Source organism: Pseudomonas boreofloridensis (assembly GCF_030580795.1).
In the GTDB taxonomy this organism is placed as follows: domain Bacteria; phylum Pseudomonadota; class Gammaproteobacteria; order Pseudomonadales; family Pseudomonadaceae; genus Aquipseudomonas; species Aquipseudomonas boreofloridensis.
In genome coordinates, this window is the sequence record NZ_JAUQOQ010000003.1 from 205,117 (window position 1) to 228,174 (window position 23,058).

Consider the following 23,058-nt stretch of genomic DNA (forward strand, 5'->3'; position numbering starts at 1 on the left):
CACAGCGCGCCTCTCGATCTACACCCCCGACGCCAACGCCGGTTTGTGCACGGCCTGGCGCTGGGCTGGCTCCATCGCCAGGCAACGCTCCAGGAACAGGTACATGCAGTCGTAACTCTTGCAGATCGCTTTGCGCAACTCGTCCTGCAACGCCTGCGAAGGACGTTCGCCCACCAACGTGCAGATGATTTCCAACGCTTCCCAAGGATGCTCGTCGTCGTACTGGGCATGCAGCTTGAGCCAGCGCATCGCCGCCTTGTCACCGCGCTCGATGAATCCGCGGGCATAGGGCGTGTCGGGATAGACCAGCGCTGACCATTCGCCGGTGGCGCCCTCGATGGCGTAGTTGGTCGCCGCCATGGCGATCGCCAGCGACTCGGTGCTGCACACGCGCCAGCACCAGTCGTTCAGGAAGCTCAGCTCGGGCGGAACGTCCTGCCCCTGCAGGTCGTGGAGACTGACATCGTGAGCCTTGCACCATTTCACCCAATGGTCGGCATGATTGAGCTCGACGCGAATGTTGCGCATCAGCCAGCGACGCGCCATGTCTTCGCCTTGATGGCGGCCATAGCGGGTCTTGGTGAGGTTGTGCGCCATGTAGAGGGAAAACTGCTCGACCACTGGCCAGCCACCGATCAGGTACTGACGAATCGTCTGCTTGCTCAAGGTGCCTTCGCTCAAGCGCTGGTAGATTTCGTGCTCCACCACACGACGCTTGCTCTCGAAACATTGCTCGATCATCCGCTGGGCCCAGGCAGGATAGCTCTTGGGGTCCATCAGTGGTCCGATCCTTACGAATGCGTCTATCACTCTCAGCTCCTTGATTCCTTGTGATGATGCGGGGCACTGGCGTGGTCAGCGGAAGGCCCCCGGCGCCCGCTGAACTGGGGGCCTTGCTGCAATCCGTTGCCGCTGCAGACAGCCACAGGTGAACACCTGTGGCCGTTCGATCAGATAACCCTGGGCGTAGTCGACGCCAATTTCCTGCAGCGCCTGCTCGATCTGTGGCGTTTCGACGAACTCGGCGATGGTTTTCTTGCCCATCACATGACCGATATGGTTGATCACCTCGACCATGGCCCGATTGATGGGGTCGTCCAGCATGTCCTTGACGAAACTTCCGTCGATCTTGAGGAAGTCTACCGGCAAATGTTTCAAATAGGCGAATGACGACATTCCGGCGCAGAAGTCGTCCAGAGAGAACTTGCAGCCCAAACCTTTCAATTCATTGATGAAGCGAATGGCGCTTCCCAAATTGGCGATAGCGCTGGTTTCCGTTATTTCGAAACAAATCATCTGGGGTGGAATGCGGAACTCGTCGAACAGCCGTTGCAGACACTCCAGAAACTTGTCGTCGCCGATACTGATACCCGAGAGGTTGATCGCGCACATGGCCAACGGTTGGTCGCTGCCGGCGTCCAGCGCCTGACGAATGACCTGGAATACATTGCGCACCACCCAGCGATCGAGTGCCGACATCAGACCGTAGCGCTCCGCGGCGGGAATGAAGCTGTCGGGCAGAATAGTCCGACCGCTTTCGTCGTGCAGACGTAGCAGAATCTCCAGATGTCCGGCGTCCTCGCCAGATTTGAGGGGAACGATCTCCTGGGCATACAGGCAGAAGCGGTTTTCCTCCAAGGCCACATGCAGGCGCTGGATCCAGGCCATCTCGCCAAAACGCAGGGACAGTTCGCTGTCGTCGGCGTGGTACACCTGAACCCGGTTTCGCCCCTTTTCCTTGGCCATGTAGCAGGCCATGTCGGCAGCGCGCAACGAGGCCTCGAGCGTGCCAGCCAACTGGCCCAAGTGCACCAGGCCGATGCTCACGGTGGTGACGAAGGGCCGCTCTTTCCAGACGAAATGCAGGCTCTGCACAGTCTGACGCAGGTGCTCGGCGATGCGCTCGGCCTGCTCAGGACGGCAATTCTCCAGCAGCACCCCGAACTCATCGCCGCCCAGCCGGGCCAAGGTGTCGCCTTCACGCAGCCCCGACTGCAGGACCGCGCAGATGTGCCGCAGCAATTCGTCGCCCGCCGCATGGCCGCAGGTATCGTTGACCAGCTTGAATTGATCCAGGTCGAGGAACATCAACGAGTGGCGCCCGGACTGGCGGGCCAGAGCGTTGAGCGCCTGTTCCAGGCGATACTCGAACTCGCGGCGGTTGGCCAGCCCGGTCAGGGCGTCGTGGGTCGCCTGCCACGAGAGATTGGCGATGTACTGCCGCTCCTGCGTCATGTCGTGCAAGGCGAGCACGATGCCGCTTATTTGCCCATCGGTGTGGATGGGCGAGCCGACCAGGTTGACCGAAACCGTACTGCCATCCAGGCGCTGGATCAGCCGCGCATGTTCGGCGCCGCCCTTCAAACTGCCGCTGAGCACCTGCTCGACCAAGGTGCGACTGTCCTGCTCCGCGCTTTCGTCGAGCAAGCTGAACAGTGCCGCCAGCGGCAAGCCCTGGCCTTGACTGGCTTGCCAGTGGGTCAGTTGCTCGGCGGCCGGGTTCATGTAGAGGATGCAGCCGTCCACATCGGTGGTAATCACGGCATCGCCGATCGATTCGAGCGTGGTCTGCGCCCGCTCGCGCTCGATCTGCAGAGCACTGGCAAAGGCCTGGCGTTGCGACAGTAAGCGTGCCGAACGACGCCAGGCCAGGGTAATGAGAAACAGTGCGGTGAGCAGGTTGGTGACCATCAACACCCGCAGCAGCATCCGCGACCCCTCCCCCAACGCGTTGCTGAACGCCTTGGCAGCAGGCGTGACGCCCTCGTTGATGGTCACGATGCGTGCTTTCCATTGCGCCACTTCGGCCTCACTGGCGCTGCCTTGGGTGAAACCGGCGTGCATCTCGCGCGCGACCCCATCCAACTGTCGCAGGTAGTCGTCACCGGTGTTCCAGTAGTCGATGGCCCGTTCCATGTAGCTGATGTGGCGGAAGTTCTTGTAGAACCAGATGATCCGGTTGACGTCATCGGGATGATTGCCGCCCTGCAGAATGCCGGTACGGGCAGCCTCTATATCCGGCACGGGCTGATCGAGGGCGACTCGCAACTGACGGTCACCCTGAGGGATGGCGATGGCCTGGTGATAACGCTGGAACACCTGCTCGTCACGGTTTTGCGCGTACAGGCTGAGAAAATAGATGGCGTCCTTCTGCGCCTTGGACCACAGGCTCTCGCCCGCCACGTAAGCACGCATGGCCGAGAGCGAATACAAACTGAGGCTGCCCAAGAGCACTTGGAAAACCACTACAGCGACGAAGGGCCAGATGATCCCCAGCAGCCTTGGCGCTTCGAGCGTCCGATTTCCCTTCATGTAGTCCCTGCCCACCGCACAGATGGCACTAATTGCCCCAGACCAGCACAGCGTAGGCCATTGGCCAGCCACAAGCCACAAGACACGCACCGCGCACGATCACGGGGGTAGGTTTGGTGCCGTTCAGGTCTGCTGCAGGTGGCCGTACAACTTGGCGTACAGGCCGCCTTCGGCGATCAGTTGCTGGTGGTCACCGTCCTCGGCCACGCGACCGCCGTCGAACACCAGCACGCGATCGGCCTGCTTCACCGCCGACAGGCGGTGGGCAATGATCAGGGTGGTGCGACCACTGAGGAACCGTGCCAGGGCCTGATGCAGGTTGTACTCGGTCGCCGCATCGAGGGCCGAGGTGGCTTCGTCGAGAATCACCACCTTCGGCTCGGCCAGCACCATGCGCGCAATCGCCAGACGCTGGCGCTGACCGCCGGAAAGGCGCACCCCGGAACGACCGACCACGGCGTCCAGCCCTTGCGGCAAAGCGGCGATGGTGGCGTCGAGTTGCGCAATGCGCAGCGCCTGCCAACAGGCCTCGTCACTGCATTCGCGCCCCATGGTCAGGTTGGCGCGCACGCTGTCGTTGAACAGCGAGGGATGCTGCAGCACCACAGCCACCTGCTCGCGCAGGGTTTCCAGGCCGATCTCCTGCAGACTGGCGCCACCGAAGCGGATGGTCCCGGCCTGGGCGCTGTAGAGCCCGAGCAACAACTGCACCAAGGTGCTCTTGCCGCCACCGCTGGCACCGACGATGGCGACCTTCTCGCCTGGCGCGATCGACAGGTTCAAGTGCTCGAGCACGGGCTCGTCGGCATAGGAAAACTGCAGGTCGCGCACCTCGATCCCCACGGTCTGCTGACCGCTGAACGGATCGCAGGCACTGGGATAATCCGGCTCGTCCTCACGCGCCAATAGCTCGTTCAGCCGGCTCAGCGCGCCACCGGCGGCGTAGTAGGCATATTGCAGATTGAGCAACTGCTCCACCGGACCGATCATGAACCACAGGTAGCTGAACACCGCCAGCATCTGCCCGATGGACAGATCCGAGAACAGCACCGTGAGCATGGCGGCCGCGCGGAAGATGTCGATACCGAACTGAAACAGCAAGCCGCTGGCGCGGCCGCTGGCATCGCTCTTCCACTGCGAGGCCACCGCATAGTCACGCACTTCCCGCGCGCGCAGGCCGAGGCGGCCTAAAAAATAGCCCTGGCGGTTGCTGGCGCGGATTTCCTGGATGGCGTCGAGGGTCTCGCTCAAGGCCTGAGTGAAACGCCCCGTACTGTCGTTCTCCAGCTTCTTCAGGTGCTTGACCCGCTTACCCAATTGCACGGTGAAATAGATCACCAGCGGGTTGAATAGCAGAATCAGCAGCGCCAGCTTCCAGTGCATCCACAGCAGGATGGCGGCGGTTCCCGTCAAAGTCAGCATGGCCACTAGGAAGCGGCTCAGGGTTTCGCCGACGAACTTGTCCAGCGTGTCCAAGTCCGTGACCAGGTGCGTGGTGACCGTGCCGCTGCCCAGGCTCTCATATTCCTTGAGCGAGATGCGCTTGAGGCGCTCGATCAGGCGCACGCGCAGCCGGTAGACGATATCCTTGGCCAACCGCGCGAACTGCCGCGCCTGGATCACGCCAAACGCCAGCGAGGCCAGGCGCAAGCTGAACGTGGCCAGCAGCATCAGACCGATGTAGCCGCCTGCGACCTGCCAGGAAGTCGGTAGCCAGTGGTTCATCCACTTCAGTGCGGTATCGCCATGGCCCAGGAGCACTTCGTCGACCAGCAGCGGCAACAGCAGCGGAATCGGCACGCTGCAGGCGGCGGCGAGGACGGCCACCAGGTTGGCAGTCCACAGCGCCTTGCGGTGATGCAGCGCCAGGCGACGGATTTCCGCCCAGCTCAGTCGATCCGACGCACCGCCGGGCTTCCCCGGCACAGGGTCTGGCGACCCTGGAAGATCAAGCACAGGCGGCCTGCTGCAGCCAGCGACCCAGCAACGGTTCGAGCTTGTCCAGCGGCTGGTAGCCGTTGGTCAGCAGCGCCAGTTGTCCCTTGCGTTCGGCCAGCAGCGTCGGAAAGCCGGCGATGCCCAGGTCCTGCACCCAGGAAAAGTCGGCCGCCGTCTGGGCACGGGTATCGGCACTGGAGAACGCTGCCGCGAAGGCCTCGCGCGCGTAGCCGGCCTGCTCGGCCAAATCCACCAATTGCGGGGCACGGGTCACATCCAGCGCCTGTTCGTAGAATGCGCGCTGAATCAGTTCGAGCAGCGTCCAGACATCTGCGCCGTGCAATCCACGCGCGGCGACCAGCGCACGGCAGGCCGGCTCGGTGTCGTAGACGAACCCGTCGGGCATGGCGCCATCGAAGCGGAACGGCTGACCGGTCGCCTCGGCCACCGCTTGCCAATGCTCGAGGATGTACTGGCGGGTCGCGCTATCCAGGGCGCTACTGCCACTGCGCAGCCCCCCGACCACCAACTGCGTCTGCACCCCAGCGTCCTGCGCCTGGGCGATCAGCGCCTGGGCCACGGGCGCGAAGCCCCAGCACCAGGAACACATCGGGTCCATCACGTAGAGCAGGCGTGCCGTCATGCCTTAAACCTCGGCTTTGTAGTTGTGCCCGATCGGATGCGGCAAGTTGCGCGCCTTGGCCAGCTCGATCTGCTTCTGCCGGTCGATGGCACTGCGCCGAGTCTTCTCGCTGAGGCTGTCCCAGCAGTGCGGGCAGCTCACCCCTGGCGAATAATGTTCGGACTCACGATCCTTGGCGTCGATCGGGTGGCGGCAGGCGTGGCACTGGTCGTACTCGCCCTCGGACAGGTCATGGCGCACGGTGACCCGATTGTCGAAGACGAAGCAGTCGCCATCCCACAGGCTCTGCTCCTGAGGCACTTCTTCGAAGTACTTCAGGACGCCGCCTTTCAAATGATAGACCTCTTCAAAACCCTCGCCGAGCATATAGCTGGAGGCTTTCTCGCAACGGATGCCACCGGTGCAGAACATCGCCACTTTCTTGTGCTTGCTCGGGTCGAAGTTGGCCTTGATGTACTCGGGAAACTCGCGGAAGGTCTCGGTCTTCGGGTCGATGGCGCCCTTGAACGTGCCGATGGCCACTTCATAGTCGTTGCGGGTGTCGATCAGCAGCACTTCAGGGTCGCTGATCAGCGCGTTCCAGTCCTTGGGCTCGACGTAAGTGCCGACCTGGCGGTTCGGGTCAACACCCGGTACGCCCAGGGTGACGATCTCTTTCTTGAGCTTGACCTTGGTGCGGTAGAACGGCTGCTCGTCGCAGTAGGACTCCTTGTGGTCGACATCCACCAGGCGCGCATCGCTGCGCAGCCAGGCCAGCAGGCCATCGATGCCTTCGCGGGTGGCCGAAACGGTGCCGTTGATGCCTTCGTGGGCCAGCAGCAAGGTGCCTTTGACGCCGTTGTCGAGCATGGCCTTGAGCAGGGGCTCACGCAGTTCGACGAAGTCATTCAGGGTGACGAACTTGTACAGCGCCGCCACGACGATCGGTTGGGACATGACTCATGTTCTCCTGGTGGTCACCCTCGTAAGGGGCGGACCGGGTTTGACAAAAAGCAGAGGGCCGCAAAGCGGCCCTCGGATGACGCGGATTCTACCAGAACGACAAGCAGGTTTCAGTGCCCGCCGCCTGCACACAGCGGAGAGGCCGGCGCCACGCCCACTTGCGCCCACTCTTGCGGCGTGTAGGTGTGAATGGCCAGGGCATGGATTTCACCCATCAGCTCACCCATGGTGGCGTAGACCTTCTGGTGACGTTTGACGCTGTTCAAGCCAGCGAACTGCTCGCTGACCAGCACCGCCTTGTAATGCGTCTCCTGCCCACGACTGTGCATGTGACTCTCGTTCAGCACCTGCAAGTGCAGGTCGCCGAGCTCGGCCAACTGGCGTTCGATGCGTTGCTGCATGCTCATCGCGTCAGGCTCACTTCTTCGCTGGCGCGGCGGCCTTGCCGGCGTTCGGGTCCAGCTCCTTGGTCATGTCGTCCAGCAGTTTGTTGACCACCGGCACGGCAGGCTCGAGGCTCTGCTGGGTCAGCTGGGCCGATTGCTGGGTGACTTTCGGCATTTCCTGCAGGACTTTCTTGCCCAGCGGCGACTCGTAGAACTTGACCAGGTCCTTGAGCTCTTGCTCGGTGAAGGTCGCGGTGTACAGATTGACCATCTGCGGCTTGAGCTTCTTCCAGCCGATGGCGCTGTCCAGCGCAGCATTGGCCTTGGCCTGGTAGCTGGCCAGCACCGGCTTCTTGGAGTCCGGCGCTTTGGTCTGGGCGAAGCGCTGGGCGAACATCTGCTGAACCTGCATGTAGACCGGAGTGCCCAGCTTGTCGGCACTGGCCAGGCTCAGGAACTTCTCGGCGGCGGCGTTGTGGCTTGGAGTGGCGGCGAGGACCTGGCCACTGGCACAGGCCAGGGCGACGGCGGCAAAGAGGACACGAAGACGGGTCATTGCAATTCCTTCATGAAAGGGTGAGGCGGATACCTCGGAGTCGAGCATTCTGCGCCGCAGCGGGCGTTGTGCTCAAGTGGCAGGACGAGCGATTGAACCGCTCGGACGAAACAGGACCTAAACTGCGATTTCGTTCTACAAAGGAGTGAACGCAGCATGAGCCGTATCGAGACAGACAGCCTGGGCCCGGTCGAAGTTCCTGAACAGGCCTACTGGGGCGCGCAGACTCAGCGCTCGCGGGTCAACTTCGCCATCGGCCAGCAGCGCATGCCCTTGCCCGTGCTGCATGCCCTGGCACTGATCAAGAAAGCGGCGGCGCGGGTCAATGACCGCAACGGCGACCTGCCAGCCGACCTCGCGCGGCTGATCGAGCAGGCGGCCGACGAAGTGCTGGCGGGCAAGCACGACGATCAGTTCCCCTTGGTCGTGTGGCAGACCGGCAGCGGCACCCAGAGCAACATGAATGTCAACGAAGTGATCGCCGGGCGGGCCAACGAGCTGGCGGGCAAGGGCCGCGGCGGCAAGCTGCCGGTGCACCCGAACGACCACGTCAACCGCTCGCAGAGCTCCAACGACTGTTTCCCCACCGCCATGAGCATCGCTGCCGCCCAGGCCGTGCAGACGCAACTGCTGCCGGCCATCGCCGAACTGTCGTCGGGACTGGCGGAGCTCTCGGCGCGCCATTCGCAACTGGTCAAGACTGGCCGTACGCACATGATGGACGCCACGCCGATCACCTTCGGCCAGGAAGTGTCGGCCTTCGTCGCCCAGCTCGACTACGCCCAGCGCGCAATCCGCGCCACCCTGCCGGCGGTCTGCGAGCTGGCCCAGGGCGGCACCGCCGTGGGCACCGGCCTGAATGCCCCCCAAGGCTTTGCAGAAGCCATCGCCGCCGAGCTGGCGGCGCTGTCCGGCCTGCCCTTCGTCACCGCGCCGAACAAATTCGCCGCCCTCGCCGGCCACGAGCCGCTGACCAGCCTGGCGGGCGCCCTGAAGACGCTGGCCGTGGCATTGATGAAGATCGCCAATGACCTGCGCCTGCTCGGCTCCGGGCCACGCGCGGGGCTCGCTGAGGTCCGTCTGCCGGCCAACGAGCCAGGCAGCTCGATCATGCCAGGCAAGGTCAATCCGACTCAGTGCGAAGCGCTGTCGATGCTCGCCTGCCAAGTGCTGGGCAACGACGCCACCATCGGTTTCGCCGCCAGCCAGGGGCACCTGCAGTTGAACGTGTTCAAGCCGGTGATCATCCACAACCTGCTGCAGTCGATCGAACTGCTGGCCGACGGCTGCCGCAACTTCCAGCAGCACTGCGTGGCCGGTATCGAGCCGGACGCCGAGCAGATGGCGGCGCACCTCGAACGTGGGCTGATGCTGGTGACCGCGCTCAATCCGCACATCGGCTATGACAAGTCGGCGGAAATCGCCAAGAAGGCCTACAGCGAAGGCAAGACCTTGCGCGAAGCGGCGCTGGAGTTGCAGTACCTGAGCAATGAAGAGTTCGACCAGTGGGTACGGCCGGAGAACATGCTGGCACCGGGCGGCAAGGGCTGATCCGCTGTCGACGTCGTCCGGATCGTGCGGTTGCCTGCGATCAGGACGACGGTCGGCGTCGCCCTCGGGCCCGCCACCCTGCCACCAACGACGGCCCCAACGCCACCAGCGCGGACCCCACGACCACGGTCACCGCGCCGAAGTAACCCAGCGCATTGATGTCCTCGGCATGCACGTAGTCAGGCCATACCCAGGCCGCTCCAGCCACCGCCACGAAGGTCACCAGCGGCGTCAGCGCCAAGGTCGCACTGACCCGCGAAGCCTCCCAGTGCGCCAGGGCCTCGGCGAAGGCACCGTAGGCCACCAGGGTGTTCAAGCAGCAGGCCAGCAGCAGCCAGCCCTGCACCGGCGTCAACTGCAAGGCTTCCAGAGGCTGTACCCAAGGCGTCAGCAACGCCGCGCAGCTCAGGTAGATGACCATCATCACCTGTTGCGAATGCCAGACCGTCAGCAGTTGCTTCTGGCTCAGGGCATAGAACACCCAGATGCTGGTGGCCAGGAGGATGGTCAGTACCCCCGTGGTGTAGGCACCCAGCGATGTCAGCAACTCTTCCAGGCGTTGGTTGAAGAACAGCCCGAACCCGACCAGCAGCACTAGCAGACCGAGCCCTTGGCCGACACTGAAACGCTCTTTGAAGACGAAAACGCTGGCCACCAGCAGCAGCACCGGCCCCAACTGCACCACCAGTTGCGCCGTGCCGGGACTGAGCAGCTTGAGCCCGACCAGGTACAACACGTAATTGCCCATCAGCCCACAAACGGCCACCACCACCAGCCCAAGCCGCTTGCGCCCCAGCCCCCGAAACACCGGCAAACGCCGGCTGGCCGCCAGCCAGGCGAACAACAGCCCGCCAGACACGAGCAAGCGATACCAGGTGACCGTGACCGGGTCCATGACCAGCAGGACCTGCTTGAGTTTGATCGGCAGAATGCCCCAGAGCAGCGCGGTCAGCAGCGCCAGCGAAAAACCGCGGACCCAGCGCCCGGAAGAAGTGTGCATAGCGTCCTCGATAAGGGAGCAGCGGCAAGCGGCAAGCGGCAAGCGGCAAGCGGCAAGCGGCAAGCGGCAAGCGGCAAGCGGCAAGCGGCAAGCGGCACAGCGTGCACCGCCACTCAACGCCAGGCAATAGCTTGAAGCTTGGAACTTGCCGCTTGAAGCTTGGAACTTGAAGCTCGCCGCTATTTCTTGTGCTTGGCGAACGCAGCCTCCAGGGCTTCGTTGAGTGTGCGCAGCACCTTGACCCGAGCCCAGCGCTTGTCGTTGGCTTCCACCAACGTCCAGGGCGCGATCTCGGTGCTGGTGCGGTCGACCATGTCACCCACCGCCTCGGCATACACATCCCACTTGTCGCGGTTGCGCCAGTCCTCTTCGGTGATCTTGTAGCGCTTGAACGGGATCTGCTCGCGTTCCTCGAAGCGCTCCAGTTGCGTCTGCTGATCGATTGCCAGCCAGAACTTCACCACCACCACGCCGGCGTTGCTCAACTGCTCTTCGAAATCGTTGATCTCGCCGTACGCGCGCATCCAGTCGGCCGGGCTGCAGAAGCCTTCGACGCGCTCCACCAGCACCCGTCCATACCAGGAACGGTCGAAAACGGTGAACTTGCCGCGCGCCGGCACGTGTCGCCAGAAGCGCCACAGATAGGGCTGGGCGCGCTCCTCCTCGGTGGGTGCGGCGATCGGCACGATGCGGTACTGGCGCGGATCCAGGGCGGCGGCGACACGGCGGATGGCACCGCCCTTGCCTGCCGCGTCATTGCCCTCGAACACGGCCACCAAGGCGTGTTCGCGCATGCGCTTGTGGCGTAGCAGGCCGGCCAGACGCGCCTGCTCGGCCACCAGCTGCTCCTGGTAGTCCTGCTTGTCCAGGCGTCGGGTCAGGTCCAGCGCACCCAGCAGGCTCATGTGGTCGATGCTGCGGCCCAGCGGCGCGACGTTGGCCTGGCGCGTGTTCTTGGCGTTGGCCAGCGCCGCCTGCAGGCTTTCCAGCAGGATGCGCCCGACGGCCAGTGCACGGTAATTGGGGTCGACACCTTCGATCACATGCCAGGGCGCGTAGTCGCGGCTGGTGCGGCGCAACACACGCTCGCCGAAGCGCACGAAGCGGTCGTAGGTCTGCGACTGCTGCCAATCCAGCGGGCTGATGCGCCAACTGTGCAGCGGATCGTCGCGCAGGGTCTTGAGTCGGGCCTTCATCTGTTTCTTGGACAGGTGGAACCAGAACTTGATGATCACCGTGCCTTCGTCGCAGAGCATCTGCTCCAGACGCTCGGCACCATTGATGGCCTGGTCGAGCACCGCATCCTTGAACTGACCGTGGACCCGGCCCTGGATCATCTGGCTATACCAGTTGCCGAAGAACACGCCCATCCGCCCCTTGGGCGGCAGCGCACGCCAGTAGCGCCAGGCCGGGGGCCGGGCCAGCTCCTCGTCGGTCTGCTGGTCGAAGGTGCGCACCTCGATCATCCGCGGATCCATCCACTCGTTGAGCAGCTTGACCGTCTCGCCCTTGCCAGCGCCCTCGATGCCATTGATCAACACGATGACCGACAGCCGCGCCTGCTGCTTGAGCTCGAACTGCGCCTCGAGCAGGGCCTCGCGCAGTGCGGGCACCTCGGCGTCATAGGTGTGCTTGTCGATGCTGTGACCGATTTCCGCGGATTCGAACATGGAGGGCTCCTTCACTGGACCGGCCTAAGCTACAAGCTGCGAGCGGCAAGCTGCAAGAAAAAGCGCGGCGTGCCACTATTGGCGCTTTCCCGCAGTTTGAAGCGCGCTGCTTGCAGCGCTCAGAGGCCATGTCCGATAACGCCCCTCTCCAGCACGCCCAGATCGACTGGGATGCGCAAGGCCGCCCCCATTCGCGGCAGTACGACGACGTCTACTTTTCCAAGAACGAAGGCGTGCATGAAACGGTGTACGTGTTCCTGGAACGCAACCACCTGGCTCAGCGCTTTGGCGCATTGGGCGCGCACGACTGCCTGGTGATCGGCGAGACCGGTTTCGGCACCGGCATGAATTTCTTCTGTGCCTGGCAGTTGTTCGATCAGACTGCCCAGGCCGAAGCGCGCCTGCATTTCGTCAGCGTCGAGAAATATCCGCTGACCCGCGCCGACCTGGCCCGCGCCGCCGCGCTATGGCCGGAGCTGTCGGCCTACAGCGACGCATTGCTGGCACAGTACGTGGCCATTCATCCGGGCTTTCAGCAGTTCAGCTTCGATCAGGGTCGCGTCACCCTGACCTTGTTGGTCGGCGATGCCCTGCAGCAGCTACCGCTGCTCGATGCGCGCGTCGATGCCTGGTTCCTCGATGGCTTCGCCCCGGCGAAGAACCCGGACATGTGGACGCCCGAGCTGTTCGCACAACTGGCCCGCCTCTCACACCCGGGTACCACTTTGGGCACCTTCACCACCACGGGGTGGGTACGCCGCAGTCTGCTGGCGGCCGGGTTCGCCATGCGCAAGGTGCCGGGGCTGGGCAAGAAATGGGAGGTGATGGGCGGCGAGTTCGTCGGGACGCCCGACCATCCGCACGCCGCGCCCCCCTCCGCGCCCTGGTATGCCCGTCCTGCTGCGGTCCGAGGACCTCGGCAAGCCCTGGTGATCGGCGCTGGGCTGGCGGGCTGCGCCAGTGCCGCCAGCCTGGCGGCGCGGGGTTGGCAGGTCGAGGTGCTGGAGCGCCATGACGCTCCAGCCCGCGAGGCGTCCGGCAATCCGCAGGGCGTGCTGTACCTCAAGCTCTCGGCCCATGGCACAGCCCTGTCGCAGATGATCCTTTCCGGTTTCGGTTACACCCGACGCTGGCTCGAGCGGCTGCAACGCGGTCGCGACTGGGACGACTGTGGCGTGCTGCAACTGGCCTTCGATGCCAAGGAGCGCGTGCGTCAGGGCAAGCTTGCAGCCGCCTTCGACAGCCGCTTGCTGCATGGGGTCGAGCGCGAACAGGCCCAGGCCATCGCGGGCATCGACCTGGCCAGTGGCGGCCTGTTCTATCCCGAGGGCGGCTGGGTGCACCCGCCGGCGTTGTGCCAGGCGCAATTGCAGCACCCACGCATCCGCCTGCTGACCCACCGCAGCGTGCTGGAACTGCGCCGGGACGCGGACCTGTGGCAGGCCTGGGACGGCGAGCAGTTGCTGGCCAGCGCACCGCTGGTGGTCTTGGCCGGTGCCGCCGAGGTGCGTCAGTTCCCAGCCTGCGCCGAACTGCCACTCAAGCGCATTCGCGGACAGATCACCCGGGTGCCGCTCACCCCGCGCAGCCAATCCTTGAGTACCGTGGTCTGTGCCGATGGCTACGTGGCCCCGGCGCGTCACGGCGAACATACCCTCGGCGCCAGTTTCGACTTCCACAGCCAGGACCTCGCCCCCACGGCCGCCGAACACGCCAGCAACCTGGCACTGCTGCAGGCGATTTCCCCAGACCTGGCGCAACGCCTGGGCGCCGCCGAGCTGGATCCGACCCGCTTGCAAGGGCGTGCCGCCTTCCGTTGTACCAGCCCCGACTACTTGCCGATCGTCGGCCCCCTGGCCGATCCCGGCGCGTTCGCCGACACCTATGCCGTGCTGGCCAAGGACGCTCGCCAGGTCCCCGCCATCGACTGCCCCTGGCTGGATGGCCTGTACGTCAACACCGGCCATGGCTCTCGCGGCTTGATCACCGCGCCCCTGAGCGGCGAGCTGATCGCCGCCTGGGCCAGCGGTGAACCCCTGCCGCTACCGCGCGCTGTGGCCGAAGCGTGCCACCCGAACCGCTTCGCCTTGCGCAAGCTCATTCGTGGGAAGTAACCGCCCTCAGTGCCGAACGCCACTCGTCGCTTATAACGGATCGATCTAAAACTCTGCTAATTCACCTGGGTCAGTTCCTTAAGGTGCCCCATGGGAGGGCACTTTTCCCCAACGGCAAAACCGGTAAGGACTTATGTGCGGATTAGCAGGAGAGTTGCGTTTCACCCCCCTCGACCAAGCCCCTCGCCCGGCGGACCTCGCCGCGGTGGAGCGCATCACCCACCATCTGGCGCCCCGTGGCCCCGATGCCTGGGGCTTCCACAGTCAGGGGCCTATCGCCCTCGGTCACCGACGACTGAAGATCATGGACCTGTCCGACGGCTCGGCGCAGCCGATGGTCGACAACACCCTGGGCCTGTCGCTGGCGTTCAACGGCGCCATCTACAACTTCCCTGAACTGCGCCAGGAACTGCAGGACCTGGGTTACAGCTTCTGGTCCGACGGCGACACCGAGGTGCTGCTCAAGGGTTACCACGCCTGGGGCGCGGCGCTGCTGCCCAAGCTCAACGGCATGTTCGCCCTGGCCATCTGGGAGCGCGACAACCAGCGCCTGTTCCTGGCCCGCGATCGCCTGGGCGTCAAACCGCTGTACCTGTCGCGCAACGGCGAGCGCCTGCGCTTCGCCTCGACGCTGCCCGCGCTGCTCAAAGGCGGCGACATCGATCCGATGCTCGATCCAGTGGCCCTCAACCATTACCTGAATTTCCATGCCGTGGTCCCAGCACCGCGCACCCTCCTGGCCAACGTGCAGAAGCTCGAACCGGGCACTTGGATGCGCGTCGACCGGCACGGCGAGGTAGAGCGCCAGACCTGGTGGCAACTGCAGTACGGCCCCAAGCCCGATGAACGCGAACTCGACCTGGAAGGCTGGACCACCCGCGTACTGGATGCCACCCGCGAAGCGGTCGCCATTCGCCAGCGCGCCGCAGTCGATGTCGGGGTGCTGCTCTCCGGCGGTGTCGATTCGAGCTTGCTGGTCGGCCTGCTGCGCGAAGTGGGCGTAGAGGACCTGTCGACCTTCTCCATCGGTTTCGAAGACGCCGGCGGCGAGCGCGGCGACGAATTCCAGTATTCGGACCTGATCGCCCGGCACTACGGCACCCGTCATCACCAGTTGCGCATTGCCGAGCACGAGATCATCGATCAACTGCCAGCCGCCTTCCGCGCCATGAGCGAGCCGATGGTCAGCCACGACTGCATCGCCTTCTACCTGCTCTCGCGGGAAGTGGCCAAGCACTGCAAGGTGGTACAGAGCGGCCAGGGCGCCGACGAGCTGTTCGCCGGCTATCACTGGTATCCCCAGGTCGATGGCGCCAGCGACGCTTTCGGCGCCTACCGCAATGCCTTCTTCGACCGCAGTCATGACGAGTACCGCGAAACGGTGCAGGCGCCCTGGCTGCTGGACAACGACGCGGCCGGTGATTTCGTCCGTGAACATTTCGCCCGCCCGGGCGCGCCGGATGCTGTGGACAAGGCCTTGCGCCTGGACAGCACGGTGATGCTGGTCGACGATCCGGTCAAGCGCGTCGACAACATGACCATGGCCTGGGGCCTGGAGGCGCGCACGCCGTTCCTCGACTACCGCCTGGTGGAACTCTCTGCGCGCGTGCCGGCGCGCTTCAAGCTGCCAGACGGCGGTAAGCAGGTGCTCAAGCAGGCCGCGCGGCGGGTCATTCCGCACGAAGTGATCGACCGCAAGAAGGGCTATTTCCCGGTCCCGGGCCTCAAGCACCTGGAAGGCGCCACATTGAATTGGGTACGCGAACTGCTCACCGACTCGAGCCAGGATCGTGGCCTGTTCAACCCCGCGATGCTCGATCGCCTGCTGAGCAACCCCCAGGGTCAGCTCACGCCACTGCGCGGCTCGAAGCTGTGGCAGTTGGCAGCCCTGAACCTGTGGCTCAGCGAACAAGGAATCTGATCCGATGAAACCCCAAAGTGCCTATGAACAGCGCTTGCTGCGCGGTCAGGCGCCCTCCTACGAGCGCCTGCAGGCGCGTCTGGCTGGAGATGGCAGCGAACCGCACGATCAGCCACGCGCCGTGCACTGCGGTTGGGGCAGGCTGCTGATCGGCCACACCTACCCGGACCCGGCGCAACTGGCCCAGGCGCTGCTGGAAGAGCAAGCCGGCGAGCGCGACATCGCCCTGTACGTTGCGGCGCCTCACCAGTTGTTGGCCCAGGCACCGCAGCAGTTGTTTCTCGACCCGTCCGACACCTTGCGCCTGTGGTTCAGCGACTACCGCCCGGCCCAGCGTGTGTTTCGCGGCTTTCGTATCCGTCGGGCGCAGAACGACGCGGACTGGCAAGCGATCAATGCGCTGTACCAAGCGCGCGGCATGATGCCGGTGGTGCCCGAACTGCTCACCCCGCGCCATCTCGGCGGCCCGGTCTATTGGATCGCCGAGGACGAAGACTCCGGTGCGGTGATCGGCAGCGTCATGGGCCTGAACCACAGCAAGGCGTTCGATGACCCTGAACACGGCAGTAGCCTCTGGTGCCTGGCGGTCTCACCGCAGTGCAGCCGCCCAGGTGTCGGCGAAGTGCTGGTGCGACACTTGGTGGAGCACTTCATGAGCCGTGGCCTGGCCTACCTGGACTTGTCCGTGATGCACGACAACCGCCAGGCCAAACGGCTTTACGACAAGCTTGGCTTTCGCAACCTGCCGACCTTCGCCGTCAAGCGCAAGAACGGCATCAACCAGGCGCTGTTCCTCGGCCCAGGCCCTGAAGTGGGGCTCAATCCCTACGCCAAGATCATCGTCAACGAAGCACTGCGCCGGGGCATCGAGGTGCAGGTAGACGACGCCAACGCCGGTCTGTTCACCCTGAGCCTGGGTGGACGTCGGGTGCGCTGTCGCGAGTCGCTGAGCGACCTCACCAGCGCGGTGACCATGACCTTGTGCCAGGACAAACGCCTGACCCGCCAGGTGTTGCACGCGGCGGGCCTGCAAGTGCCCGCCCAGCAACTGGCAGGCAGTGCCGACGACAACCTGGCGTTTCTCGAAGAGCACGGCTCACTCGTGGTCAAGCCGGTGGACGGTGAGCAGGGCCAGGGCGTGGCCGTCGACTTGCGCGCGTTCGACGAGGTTTCCCAGGCTGTCGAACAGGCGCGTCAGTTCGACAGCCGAGTGTTGTTGGAGAGCTTCCACGCCGGACTCGATCTGCGCATCCTGGTGATTGGGTTCGAGGTGGTGGCCGCAGCCATTCGCCATCCCGCCGAGATCATCGGCGATGGGACGCAAAGCATCCAGGCGCTGATCGAGGCGCAGAGCCGCAGGCGTCAGGCCGCCACCGGCGGCGAGAGCCGCATTCCCATGGACGAGGAAACCGAACGCACGGTGCGTGCGGCAGGCCTGGGCCTGGCCGATGTGCTGCCGGCCGGGCAGCGCCTGGCAGTGCGCCGCACCGCCAACCTGCACACCGGTGGCACGCTGGAGGACGTCACCGAGCGTCTGCACCCGGTGCTGGCGGACGCGGCCGTGCGTGCTGCCAGAGCCCTGGAAATCCCGGTCGTGGGCCTGGACTTCATGGTCCGCGATGCACAGCAGCCGGACTACGTCATCATCGAGGCCAACGAACGCGCCGGGCTCGCCAACCACGAACCACAGCCCACTGCGGAGCGATTCGTGGATCTGCTGTTCCCGCACAGTCAGGCCCTGACCTGAATCAATGGCGGTTCATCGCGGATACACCACAACGTGTAGCAGCGGCATCGCGCCGCTGCGCCTCAGCCGCGCTGAACCGATCGCACACACCAAGGAGTACCCATGTCCAAACGCCTCCCCGAACCTGACTTGGACTACCTGAAGAAAGTCCTGCTGGAGATGCTCGCCATTCCCAGCCCCACCGGGTTCACCGACACCATCGTGCGCTACGTCGCCGAACGCCTGGACGAACTGGGCATTCCGTTCGAGCTGACCCGCCGCGGCACCATCCGCGCCACCCTCAAAGGTCGCCAGAGCTCGCCCGACCGCGCCGTGTCCGCGCACCTGGACACCATCGGCGCCAGCGTGCGCCAAGTGCAAGACAACGGCCGCCTGGCACTCTCGGCAGTCGGCCACTGGTCCAGCCGCTTCGCCGAAGGCAGCCGGGTCAGCGTATTCACCGACACCGGTGTGTTTCGCGGCAGCGTGCTGCCCTTGATGGCCAGCGGGCACGCCTTCAATACCGCGATCGACCAGATGCCTGTCAGTTGGGAGCACGTCGAAGTGCGCTTGGACGCCTACTGCACCACTCGCGCCGATTGCGAGGCGTTGGGTATCGGTATCGGCGACTTCGTCGCGTTCGATCCGCTGCCGGAGTTCACCGACAGTGGCCATATCAGCGCCCGTCATCTGGACGACAAGGCCGGCGTCGCAGCATTGCTGGCGGCACTCAAGGCGGTGGTGGAAAGCGGCCAGCAGCCACTGATCGACTGCCACCCGCTGTTCACCATCACCGAAGAGACCGGCTCGGGCGCCGCGGGCGCCTTGCCTTGGGATGTGAGCGAGTTCGTCGGTATCGATATCGCGCCGGTAGCGCCGGGGCAAGCGTCCAGCGAGCATGCGGTGAGCGTGGCCATGCAGGATTCCTCCGGGCCCTACGACTATCACCTGTCGCGCCACCTATTGAAGCTGGCCGGGGACAACGAGTTGCCCGTGCGCCGCGACCTGTTCCGCTACTATTTCAGCGATGCCCATTCGGCCGTGACCGCAGGGCACGACATCCGCACCGCGCTGGTCGCCTTCGGCTGCGATGCCACCCATGGCTACGAACGCACCCACATCGACAGTCTGGCGGCGCTGACCCGACTGTTGTCGGCCTACCTGCTGAGCCCACCGGTGTTCGCCAGCGACTCGCAGCCGGCCAATGCCTCGCTCGAGCGTTTCAGTCATCAACTGGAGCACGACACGCAGATGGGCAGCGACACTCCAGTACCCGCTGTGGACAGCTTGCTCGGCAACAAACTCTGACCCCAGGCGAACCGGGCCGCTCCTGCGGGGGCGGCCTCGGCCGGCCCTGTTCGCATCACCCGCCGATTACTGCGACACGCGACTTTCCAGTAGCATGCAGCCATCCCCTTTTCAGCCGACAGTGACCATGCTCATTCCCTACGATCAACTCGAAGCCGACACCCTCACCCGCTTGATCGAAGATTTCGTCACCCGTGACGGCACCGACAATGGCGACGACACGCCACTGGAAACCCGGGTACTACGGGTGCGTCAGGCCTTGGCCAAAGGCCAGGCGTTCATTCTCTTCGATATGGAAAGCCAGCAGTGCCAGTTGCTCGCACGCCACGACGTGCCCGCTGAGCTGCTCGATCAGGCCGAGTGACCGGACGCCGGCTCCTGTTCGAGCGCCTGATCCTTGATGCGCTTGTGGATTTCCGCCCGGTGCACCGCCACCTGACGCGGAGCGCTGATGCCGAAGCGCACCACCCCGCCTTCGACGGCCATCACCTTGATGCGGATGTTGTCGCCGATGGTGATCACCTCGCCGACTTCGCGTCCCATTACAAGCATGCTCCGATCCTCCAGACCGAGGGAAAATCCGAGCCTGCTCCGGGCCTTGGCGCTTATCAATCAGACCCGTCTTAAATAGACCGACCCTACACCGCAAGGTAAAAAGCCTTACAGACGGCTCCTCAATCCAGCCCTATTGAGACGAGCGCCCCTTGGCGCGCATCTTCACCGCCATGCTCGCCATTTCATCGTAGAGCTTCTCGGGCGCCGCGCATTTGAGGCGCCAGGCCTCACGCCCCGCTTCGTGGGGCAGGATCAGGAACTCGCCCGCCGCCACCTGCGCATGGATATGCTCGGCGATCTGCGCGGCGCTGATGGGCGAGCCTTCCAGCAGCTTGCCGACCTGCGCCTTCATGGCCGGATTCGGCCCGCGGAAAGAATCGAGCAGGTTGGTCTGAAAGAATGATGGGCATACCACATGCACGCCCACGTCCACCTGCCGCAACTCCACCAACAGGCTTTCCGACAGCGCCAGCACGCCAGCCTTGGCCACGTTGTAGTTGCTCATGCCCGGTCCTTGCATGAGCGCGGCCATGGACGCGATGTTGACGATGCGCCCCTTGCTGCGCTCGAGCAGCGGCAGAAACGCCTTGCAGCCCTTGACCACGCCCATGAGGTTGACCGCGATCTGCCAGTCCCAGTCCTCCAGCGACAATTCGGCGAAAAAGCCCCCGGAGGCGACCCCGGCGTTGTTGACGATCACGTCGATTCCGCCAAACTGCGCCTCGCAGGCCTGGGCCAGCGCAGTGAGCTGGCTGTAGTCGCGCACATCGCAGCGCTGCACGAAGCCCTCGCCACCGGCGGCACGCACCTGTTCGAGGGTTTCGCGCAAACCCACCTCGTTGACATCGGCCAGCGCCATGCGCCAGCCCTCGCGCGCCCAGCGCAGGGCAATCTCGCGGCCCAGGCCTGATCCGGCGCCGGTGATCATGATGCGGTCTTGCATGGTGGCTGGCCTTGTGCTGACTGAAGTAGCGCCGAGTCTAATCAACGCGCAGCCGTCGGGCAGGGTTCATCAGGCCAGTGAATGCAGCGGCATGATCCGGCAGTCAGTGCCCTGTGACAGTGTCCACGACACCCGATGGAATCTTTCGCAATCGGCGCCAGTCGGAGCTTACAAGAGGCCAGCAGTTCGTGGCCCTTGACCCCCAACCATGCAAGGACTCTGTCATGACCACGATCCTCATCATCATCCTCATTCTGCTGCTGATCGGTGGCCTACCGGTCTTCCCCCACTCGCGCAGCTGGGGCTATGGCCCGTCCGGTATCGTCGGCGTGGTGCTGGTCGTGCTGCTGGTACTGTTGTTGCTCGGCAGAATATGACCCACCCGCAGGCCCGTAAATGAAGACGCCCCGCAATGCGGGGCGTTTTCATGGGTGCATCACCAAAGAGGAATCAGTGCGAGACAGCGCCTGAAGCACCCAGGCCGGTCTGCGAGCGAACGAACTGCGGGTAGAACAGCGCACGCTCCTCATCGGCCGCCTTGGACTTGTCGGTGATCGAGAAGAACCAGATACCGACGAAGGCGATGAGCATCGAGAACAGCGCTGGATACTCATACGGGTAGATGGCCTTCTCGTGACCGAGAATCTGTACCCAGATGGTCGGGCCGAGCACCATCAGGCCCACCGCGCTGATCAGGCCCAGCCAGCCGCCGATCATCGCGCCGCGGGTGGTCAGCTTCTTCCAGTACATCGAGAGCAGCAGTACCGGGAAGTTGCAGCTGGCGGCGATGGAGAACGCCAGGCCTACCATGAAGGCGATGTTCTGCTTCTCGAACAGGATGCCCAGACCGATCGCCAGCACGCCCAAGGCGACGGTGGTGATCTTCGACACGCGGATTTCGTCCTTGTCGTTGGCCTTGCCTTTGCGCCAGACGCTGGCGTACAGGTCGTGGGACACCGCCGAGGCGCCGGCCAGGGTCAGGCCGGCGACCACCGCCAGGATGGTGGCGAAGGCCACCGCCGAGATGAAGCCCAGGAACACGCTGCCGCCCACCGCGTTGGCCAGGTGCACCGCCGCCATGTTGTTACCGCCCAACAGCGCGCCGGTGGCGTCCTTGAAGTCCGGGTTGGTGCTGACCAGCAGGATGGCGCCGAAGCCGATGATGAAGGTGAGGATGTAGAAATAGCCGATGAAGCCGGTGGCATACAGCACGCTCTTGCGCGCTTCCTTGGCGTCGCTGACGGTGAAGAAGCGCATCAGGATATGCGGCAGGCCGGCGGTGCCGAACATCAGCGCAAGGCCCAGCGAGAAGGCCGAGATCGGATCCTTGACCAGACCACCCGGACTCATGATCGCCTCGCCCTTGGCGTGCACCTTGATCGCTTCGGAGAACAGCGTGTTGAAGTCGAAGCCCACATGCTTCATCACCATCAGTGCCATGAAGCTGGCACCGGAGAGCAGTAGCACCGCCTTGATGATCTGCACCCAGGTGGTGGCGAGCATGCCACCGAACAGCACGTACAGGCACATGAGGATGCCGACCAGCACCACTGCGACGTGGTAGTCCAAGCCGAACAGCAACTCGATCAGCTTGCCCGCGCCGACCATCTGCGCGATCAGGTAGAACGCCACCACCACCAGCGAGCCGGAGGCCGACAGGGTGCGGATCTCTTTCTGTCCGAGGCGGTAGGAGGCGACATCGGCGAAGGTGTACTTGCCCAGGTTACGCAGGCGTTCGGCGATCAGGAACAGGATGATCGGCCAGCCCACGAGGAAGCCGATGGAGTAGATCAGGCCGTCGTAGCCGGAGGTGAAGACCAGCGCGGAAATACCCAGGAACGAGGCGGCGGACATGTAGTCGCCGGCAATCGCCAGGCCATTCTGAAAGCCGGTGATGCGCCCGCCAGCAGCGTAGTAGTCCGAGGCCGACTTGTTGCGCTTGGAGGCCCAATAGGTGATGCCGAGGGTGAAGCAGACGAAGGCCAGGAACATGACGATCGCCGAGACGTTCAGCGGTTGCTTGTGCACCTCGCCGGTGATCGCATCGGCAGCCCACACGGCGGGTGCGAAGGCACCGCAGGCAAGTACAGCCAGGGTTTTGGCGTGACGGATCATTGCTGCGCCTCCTTCAGGATCGCCTTGTTCAGCTCATCGAATTCGCCGTTGGCGCGCCGTACGTAGATGGCGGTGAGGATAAAGGCCGAGAGGATCAAGCCCACGCCCAAGGGGATGCCCCAGGTGATGGACGAACCGGCGCTGATCTTGGCGCCGAGAATCTGCGGGCCATAGGCGATGAGCAGGATGAAAGCGCAGTAGAGGCCGAGCATGATCGCCGAGAGGATCCAGGCGAAGCGCTCGCGCTTGCTGACCAGCTCCTTGAAGCGCGGACTTTCTTGTATCGATCGGTAGATGCTGTCGTTCATTGTTTTTGTCCTAGCAGCAACACAGTAAGGGGAGAACCCGCCTTAACTGTATGCTGCCGGTGGACGTCAA

At 64.2% G+C, this 23,058-nt stretch carries 20 protein-coding genes; 7 read left to right on the top strand and 13 right to left on the bottom strand.

The window, feature by feature from the left end:
• Positions 1–18: 18 nt before the first annotated feature.
• From Q6A47_RS05145 to Q6A47_RS05175, 7 genes are all read right to left on the bottom strand, one after another.
• On the bottom strand, positions 19–810 hold the full coding sequence (locus Q6A47_RS05145; protein ID WP_039579284.1) for an iron-containing redox enzyme family protein: 792 nt from the start codon (positions 808–810) through the stop codon (positions 19–21).
• Between the two features lie 45 nt (positions 811–855).
• Positions 856–3,312, bottom strand: coding sequence for an EAL domain-containing protein (locus Q6A47_RS05150; RefSeq protein ID WP_304483352.1), 2,457 nt, complete (start codon positions 3,310–3,312; stop codon positions 856–858).
• A gap of 123 nt (positions 3,313–3,435) precedes the next feature.
• Positions 3,436–5,268: an ABC transporter ATP-binding protein gene (locus Q6A47_RS05155; RefSeq protein ID WP_039579290.1), complete on the bottom strand. Its 1,833-nt coding sequence runs from the start codon at positions 5,266–5,268 to the stop codon at positions 3,436–3,438.
• Positions 5,261–5,893 carry a DsbA family protein gene (locus Q6A47_RS05160; protein ID WP_304483354.1) on the bottom strand — a complete coding sequence of 211 codons (633 nt, stop codon included), beginning with the start codon at positions 5,891–5,893 and terminating at the stop codon, positions 5,261–5,263. Before Q6A47_RS05160 ends, Q6A47_RS05155 begins: the two co-directional genes overlap by 8 nt.
• Before the next feature lie 3 nt (positions 5,894–5,896).
• Positions 5,897–6,829: an oxygen-dependent tRNA uridine(34) hydroxylase TrhO gene (trhO, locus tag Q6A47_RS05165; protein WP_029611954.1), complete on the bottom strand. Its 933-nt coding sequence runs from the start codon at positions 6,827–6,829 to the stop codon at positions 5,897–5,899.
• Positions 6,830–6,945: 116 nt separating this feature from the next.
• Complete coding sequence (locus tag Q6A47_RS05170; protein ID WP_304483357.1) at positions 6,946–7,242, bottom strand: BolA family protein; 297 nt, start codon at positions 7,240–7,242, stop codon at positions 6,946–6,948.
• 10 nt (positions 7,243–7,252) lie between these two features.
• Complete coding sequence (locus Q6A47_RS05175; protein WP_039579296.1) at positions 7,253–7,777, bottom strand: DUF2059 domain-containing protein; 525 nt, start codon at positions 7,775–7,777, stop codon at positions 7,253–7,255.
• Positions 7,778–7,933: 156 nt separating this feature from the next.
• Between Q6A47_RS05175 and Q6A47_RS05180 the strand changes: the two genes are divergently transcribed.
• The gene (locus Q6A47_RS05180; RefSeq protein WP_039579297.1) at positions 7,934–9,328 is read left to right on the top strand and encodes a class II fumarate hydratase; all 1,395 of its coding nucleotides are present in this window, start codon (positions 7,934–7,936) and stop codon (positions 9,326–9,328) included.
• Between the two features lie 40 nt (positions 9,329–9,368).
• Here Q6A47_RS05180 and Q6A47_RS05185 read toward each other — a convergent pair whose 3' ends face one another.
• Positions 9,369–10,328, bottom strand: coding sequence for a DMT family transporter (locus tag Q6A47_RS05185; RefSeq protein WP_029611957.1), 960 nt, complete (start codon positions 10,326–10,328; stop codon positions 9,369–9,371).
• A 179-nt stretch (positions 10,329–10,507) separates the two neighbouring features.
• Positions 10,508–11,998: a polyphosphate:AMP phosphotransferase gene (gene pap / locus Q6A47_RS05190; protein WP_039579299.1), complete on the bottom strand. Its 1,491-nt coding sequence runs from the start codon at positions 11,996–11,998 to the stop codon at positions 10,508–10,510.
• A 128-nt stretch (positions 11,999–12,126) separates the two neighbouring features.
• Between pap and mnmC the strand changes: the two genes are divergently transcribed.
• The 5 genes from mnmC to Q6A47_RS05215 all read left to right on the top strand — a co-directional run bounded on the left by mnmC (position 12,127) and on the right by Q6A47_RS05215 (position 19,431).
• Positions 12,127–14,112, top strand: coding sequence for a bifunctional tRNA (5-methylaminomethyl-2-thiouridine)(34)-methyltransferase MnmC2/FAD-dependent 5-carboxymethylaminomethyl-2-thiouridine(34) oxidoreductase MnmC1 (gene mnmC, locus Q6A47_RS05195; RefSeq protein ID WP_304483362.1), 1,986 nt, complete (start codon positions 12,127–12,129; stop codon positions 14,110–14,112).
• Positions 14,113–14,245: 133 nt separating this feature from the next.
• Entirely contained in the window at positions 14,246–16,033 is a 1,788-nt protein-coding gene (locus Q6A47_RS05200) for an N-acetylglutaminylglutamine amidotransferase (RefSeq protein WP_304483363.1), read from the top strand.
• A 4-nt stretch (positions 16,034–16,037) separates the two neighbouring features.
• Positions 16,038–17,780: an N-acetylglutaminylglutamine synthetase gene (gene ngg, locus Q6A47_RS05205; protein WP_304483364.1), complete on the top strand. Its 1,743-nt coding sequence runs from the start codon at positions 16,038–16,040 to the stop codon at positions 17,778–17,780.
• 102 nt (positions 17,781–17,882) lie between these two features.
• On the top strand, positions 17,883–19,067 hold the full coding sequence (locus Q6A47_RS05210; protein WP_304483365.1) for an osmoprotectant NAGGN system M42 family peptidase: 1,185 nt from the start codon (positions 17,883–17,885) through the stop codon (positions 19,065–19,067).
• 127 nt (positions 19,068–19,194) lie between these two features.
• Positions 19,195–19,431, top strand: coding sequence for a YheU family protein (locus Q6A47_RS05215; RefSeq protein WP_029611959.1), 237 nt, complete (start codon positions 19,195–19,197; stop codon positions 19,429–19,431).
• On the opposite strand, the gene csrA is transcribed toward Q6A47_RS05215, so the two are convergent.
• Together csrA and Q6A47_RS05225 are read right to left on the bottom strand one after the other, a co-directional pair.
• On the bottom strand, positions 19,419–19,619 hold the full coding sequence (gene csrA, locus Q6A47_RS05220; protein WP_029611960.1) for a carbon storage regulator CsrA: 201 nt from the start codon (positions 19,617–19,619) through the stop codon (positions 19,419–19,421). The genes Q6A47_RS05215 and csrA overlap by 13 nt on opposite strands.
• A 133-nt stretch (positions 19,620–19,752) precedes the next feature.
• Complete coding sequence (locus Q6A47_RS05225) at positions 19,753–20,565, bottom strand: SDR family oxidoreductase (RefSeq protein WP_116888725.1); 813 nt, start codon at positions 20,563–20,565, stop codon at positions 19,753–19,755.
• Positions 20,566–20,789: 224 nt separating this feature from the next.
• Between Q6A47_RS05225 and Q6A47_RS05230 the strand changes: the two genes are divergently transcribed.
• Positions 20,790–20,942, top strand: coding sequence for a DUF3309 family protein (locus Q6A47_RS05230; RefSeq protein ID WP_009682861.1), 153 nt, complete (start codon positions 20,790–20,792; stop codon positions 20,940–20,942).
• Between the two features lie 73 nt (positions 20,943–21,015).
• Here the strand turns inward: Q6A47_RS05230 and Q6A47_RS05235 are convergent, their stop codons facing one another.
• Together Q6A47_RS05235 and Q6A47_RS05240 are read right to left on the bottom strand one after the other, a co-directional pair.
• Entirely contained in the window at positions 21,016–22,680 is a 1,665-nt protein-coding gene (locus Q6A47_RS05235; RefSeq protein WP_039579306.1) for a cation acetate symporter, read from the bottom strand.
• On the bottom strand, positions 22,677–22,988 hold the full coding sequence (locus tag Q6A47_RS05240) for a DUF485 domain-containing protein (protein WP_029611961.1): 312 nt from the start codon (positions 22,986–22,988) through the stop codon (positions 22,677–22,679). Before Q6A47_RS05240 ends, Q6A47_RS05235 begins: the two co-directional genes overlap by 4 nt.
• Positions 22,989–23,058 lie beyond the last annotated feature (70 nt).

What these genes read in the sequence shown, in the direction of transcription:
- Q6A47_RS05150 (WP_304483352.1), bottom strand. Translation starts at nt 3,312, where the DNA reads ATGAAGGGAAATCGGACGCTCGAAGCGCCAAGGCTGCTGGGGATCATC.
- Q6A47_RS05160 (WP_304483354.1), bottom strand. Translation starts at nt 5,893, where the DNA reads ATGACGGCACGCCTGCTCTACGTGATGGACCCGATGTGTTCCTGGTGC.
- trhO (WP_029611954.1), bottom strand. Translation starts at nt 6,829, where the DNA reads ATGTCCCAACCGATCGTCGTGGCGGCGCTGTACAAGTTCGTCACCCTG.
- Q6A47_RS05170 (WP_304483357.1), bottom strand. Translation starts at nt 7,242, where the DNA reads ATGAGCATGCAGCAACGCATCGAACGCCAGTTGGCCGAGCTCGGCGAC.
- Q6A47_RS05175 (WP_039579296.1), bottom strand. Translation starts at nt 7,777, where the DNA reads ATGACCCGTCTTCGTGTCCTCTTTGCCGCCGTCGCCCTGGCCTGTGCC.
- Q6A47_RS05180 (WP_039579297.1), top strand. Translation starts at nt 7,934, where the DNA reads ATGAGCCGTATCGAGACAGACAGCCTGGGCCCGGTCGAAGTTCCTGAA.
- Q6A47_RS05185 (WP_029611957.1), bottom strand. Translation starts at nt 10,328, where the DNA reads ATGCACACTTCTTCCGGGCGCTGGGTCCGCGGTTTTTCGCTGGCGCTG.
- pap (WP_039579299.1), bottom strand. Translation starts at nt 11,998, where the DNA reads ATGTTCGAATCCGCGGAAATCGGTCACAGCATCGACAAGCACACCTAT.
- mnmC (WP_304483362.1), top strand. Translation starts at nt 12,127, where the DNA reads ATGTCCGATAACGCCCCTCTCCAGCACGCCCAGATCGACTGGGATGCG.
- Q6A47_RS05200 (WP_304483363.1), top strand. Translation starts at nt 14,246, where the DNA reads ATGTGCGGATTAGCAGGAGAGTTGCGTTTCACCCCCCTCGACCAAGCC.
- ngg (WP_304483364.1), top strand. Translation starts at nt 16,038, where the DNA reads ATGAAACCCCAAAGTGCCTATGAACAGCGCTTGCTGCGCGGTCAGGCG.
- Q6A47_RS05210 (WP_304483365.1), top strand. Translation starts at nt 17,883, where the DNA reads ATGTCCAAACGCCTCCCCGAACCTGACTTGGACTACCTGAAGAAAGTC.
- Q6A47_RS05215 (WP_029611959.1), top strand. Translation starts at nt 19,195, where the DNA reads ATGCTCATTCCCTACGATCAACTCGAAGCCGACACCCTCACCCGCTTG.
- csrA (WP_029611960.1), bottom strand. Translation starts at nt 19,619, where the DNA reads ATGCTTGTAATGGGACGCGAAGTCGGCGAGGTGATCACCATCGGCGAC.
- Q6A47_RS05225 (WP_116888725.1), bottom strand. Translation starts at nt 20,565, where the DNA reads ATGCAAGACCGCATCATGATCACCGGCGCCGGATCAGGCCTGGGCCGC.
- Q6A47_RS05230 (WP_009682861.1), top strand. Translation starts at nt 20,790, where the DNA reads ATGACCACGATCCTCATCATCATCCTCATTCTGCTGCTGATCGGTGGC.
- Q6A47_RS05235 (WP_039579306.1), bottom strand. Translation starts at nt 22,680, where the DNA reads ATGATCCGTCACGCCAAAACCCTGGCTGTACTTGCCTGCGGTGCCTTC.
- Q6A47_RS05240 (WP_029611961.1), bottom strand. Translation starts at nt 22,988, where the DNA reads ATGAACGACAGCATCTACCGATCGATACAAGAAAGTCCGCGCTTCAAG.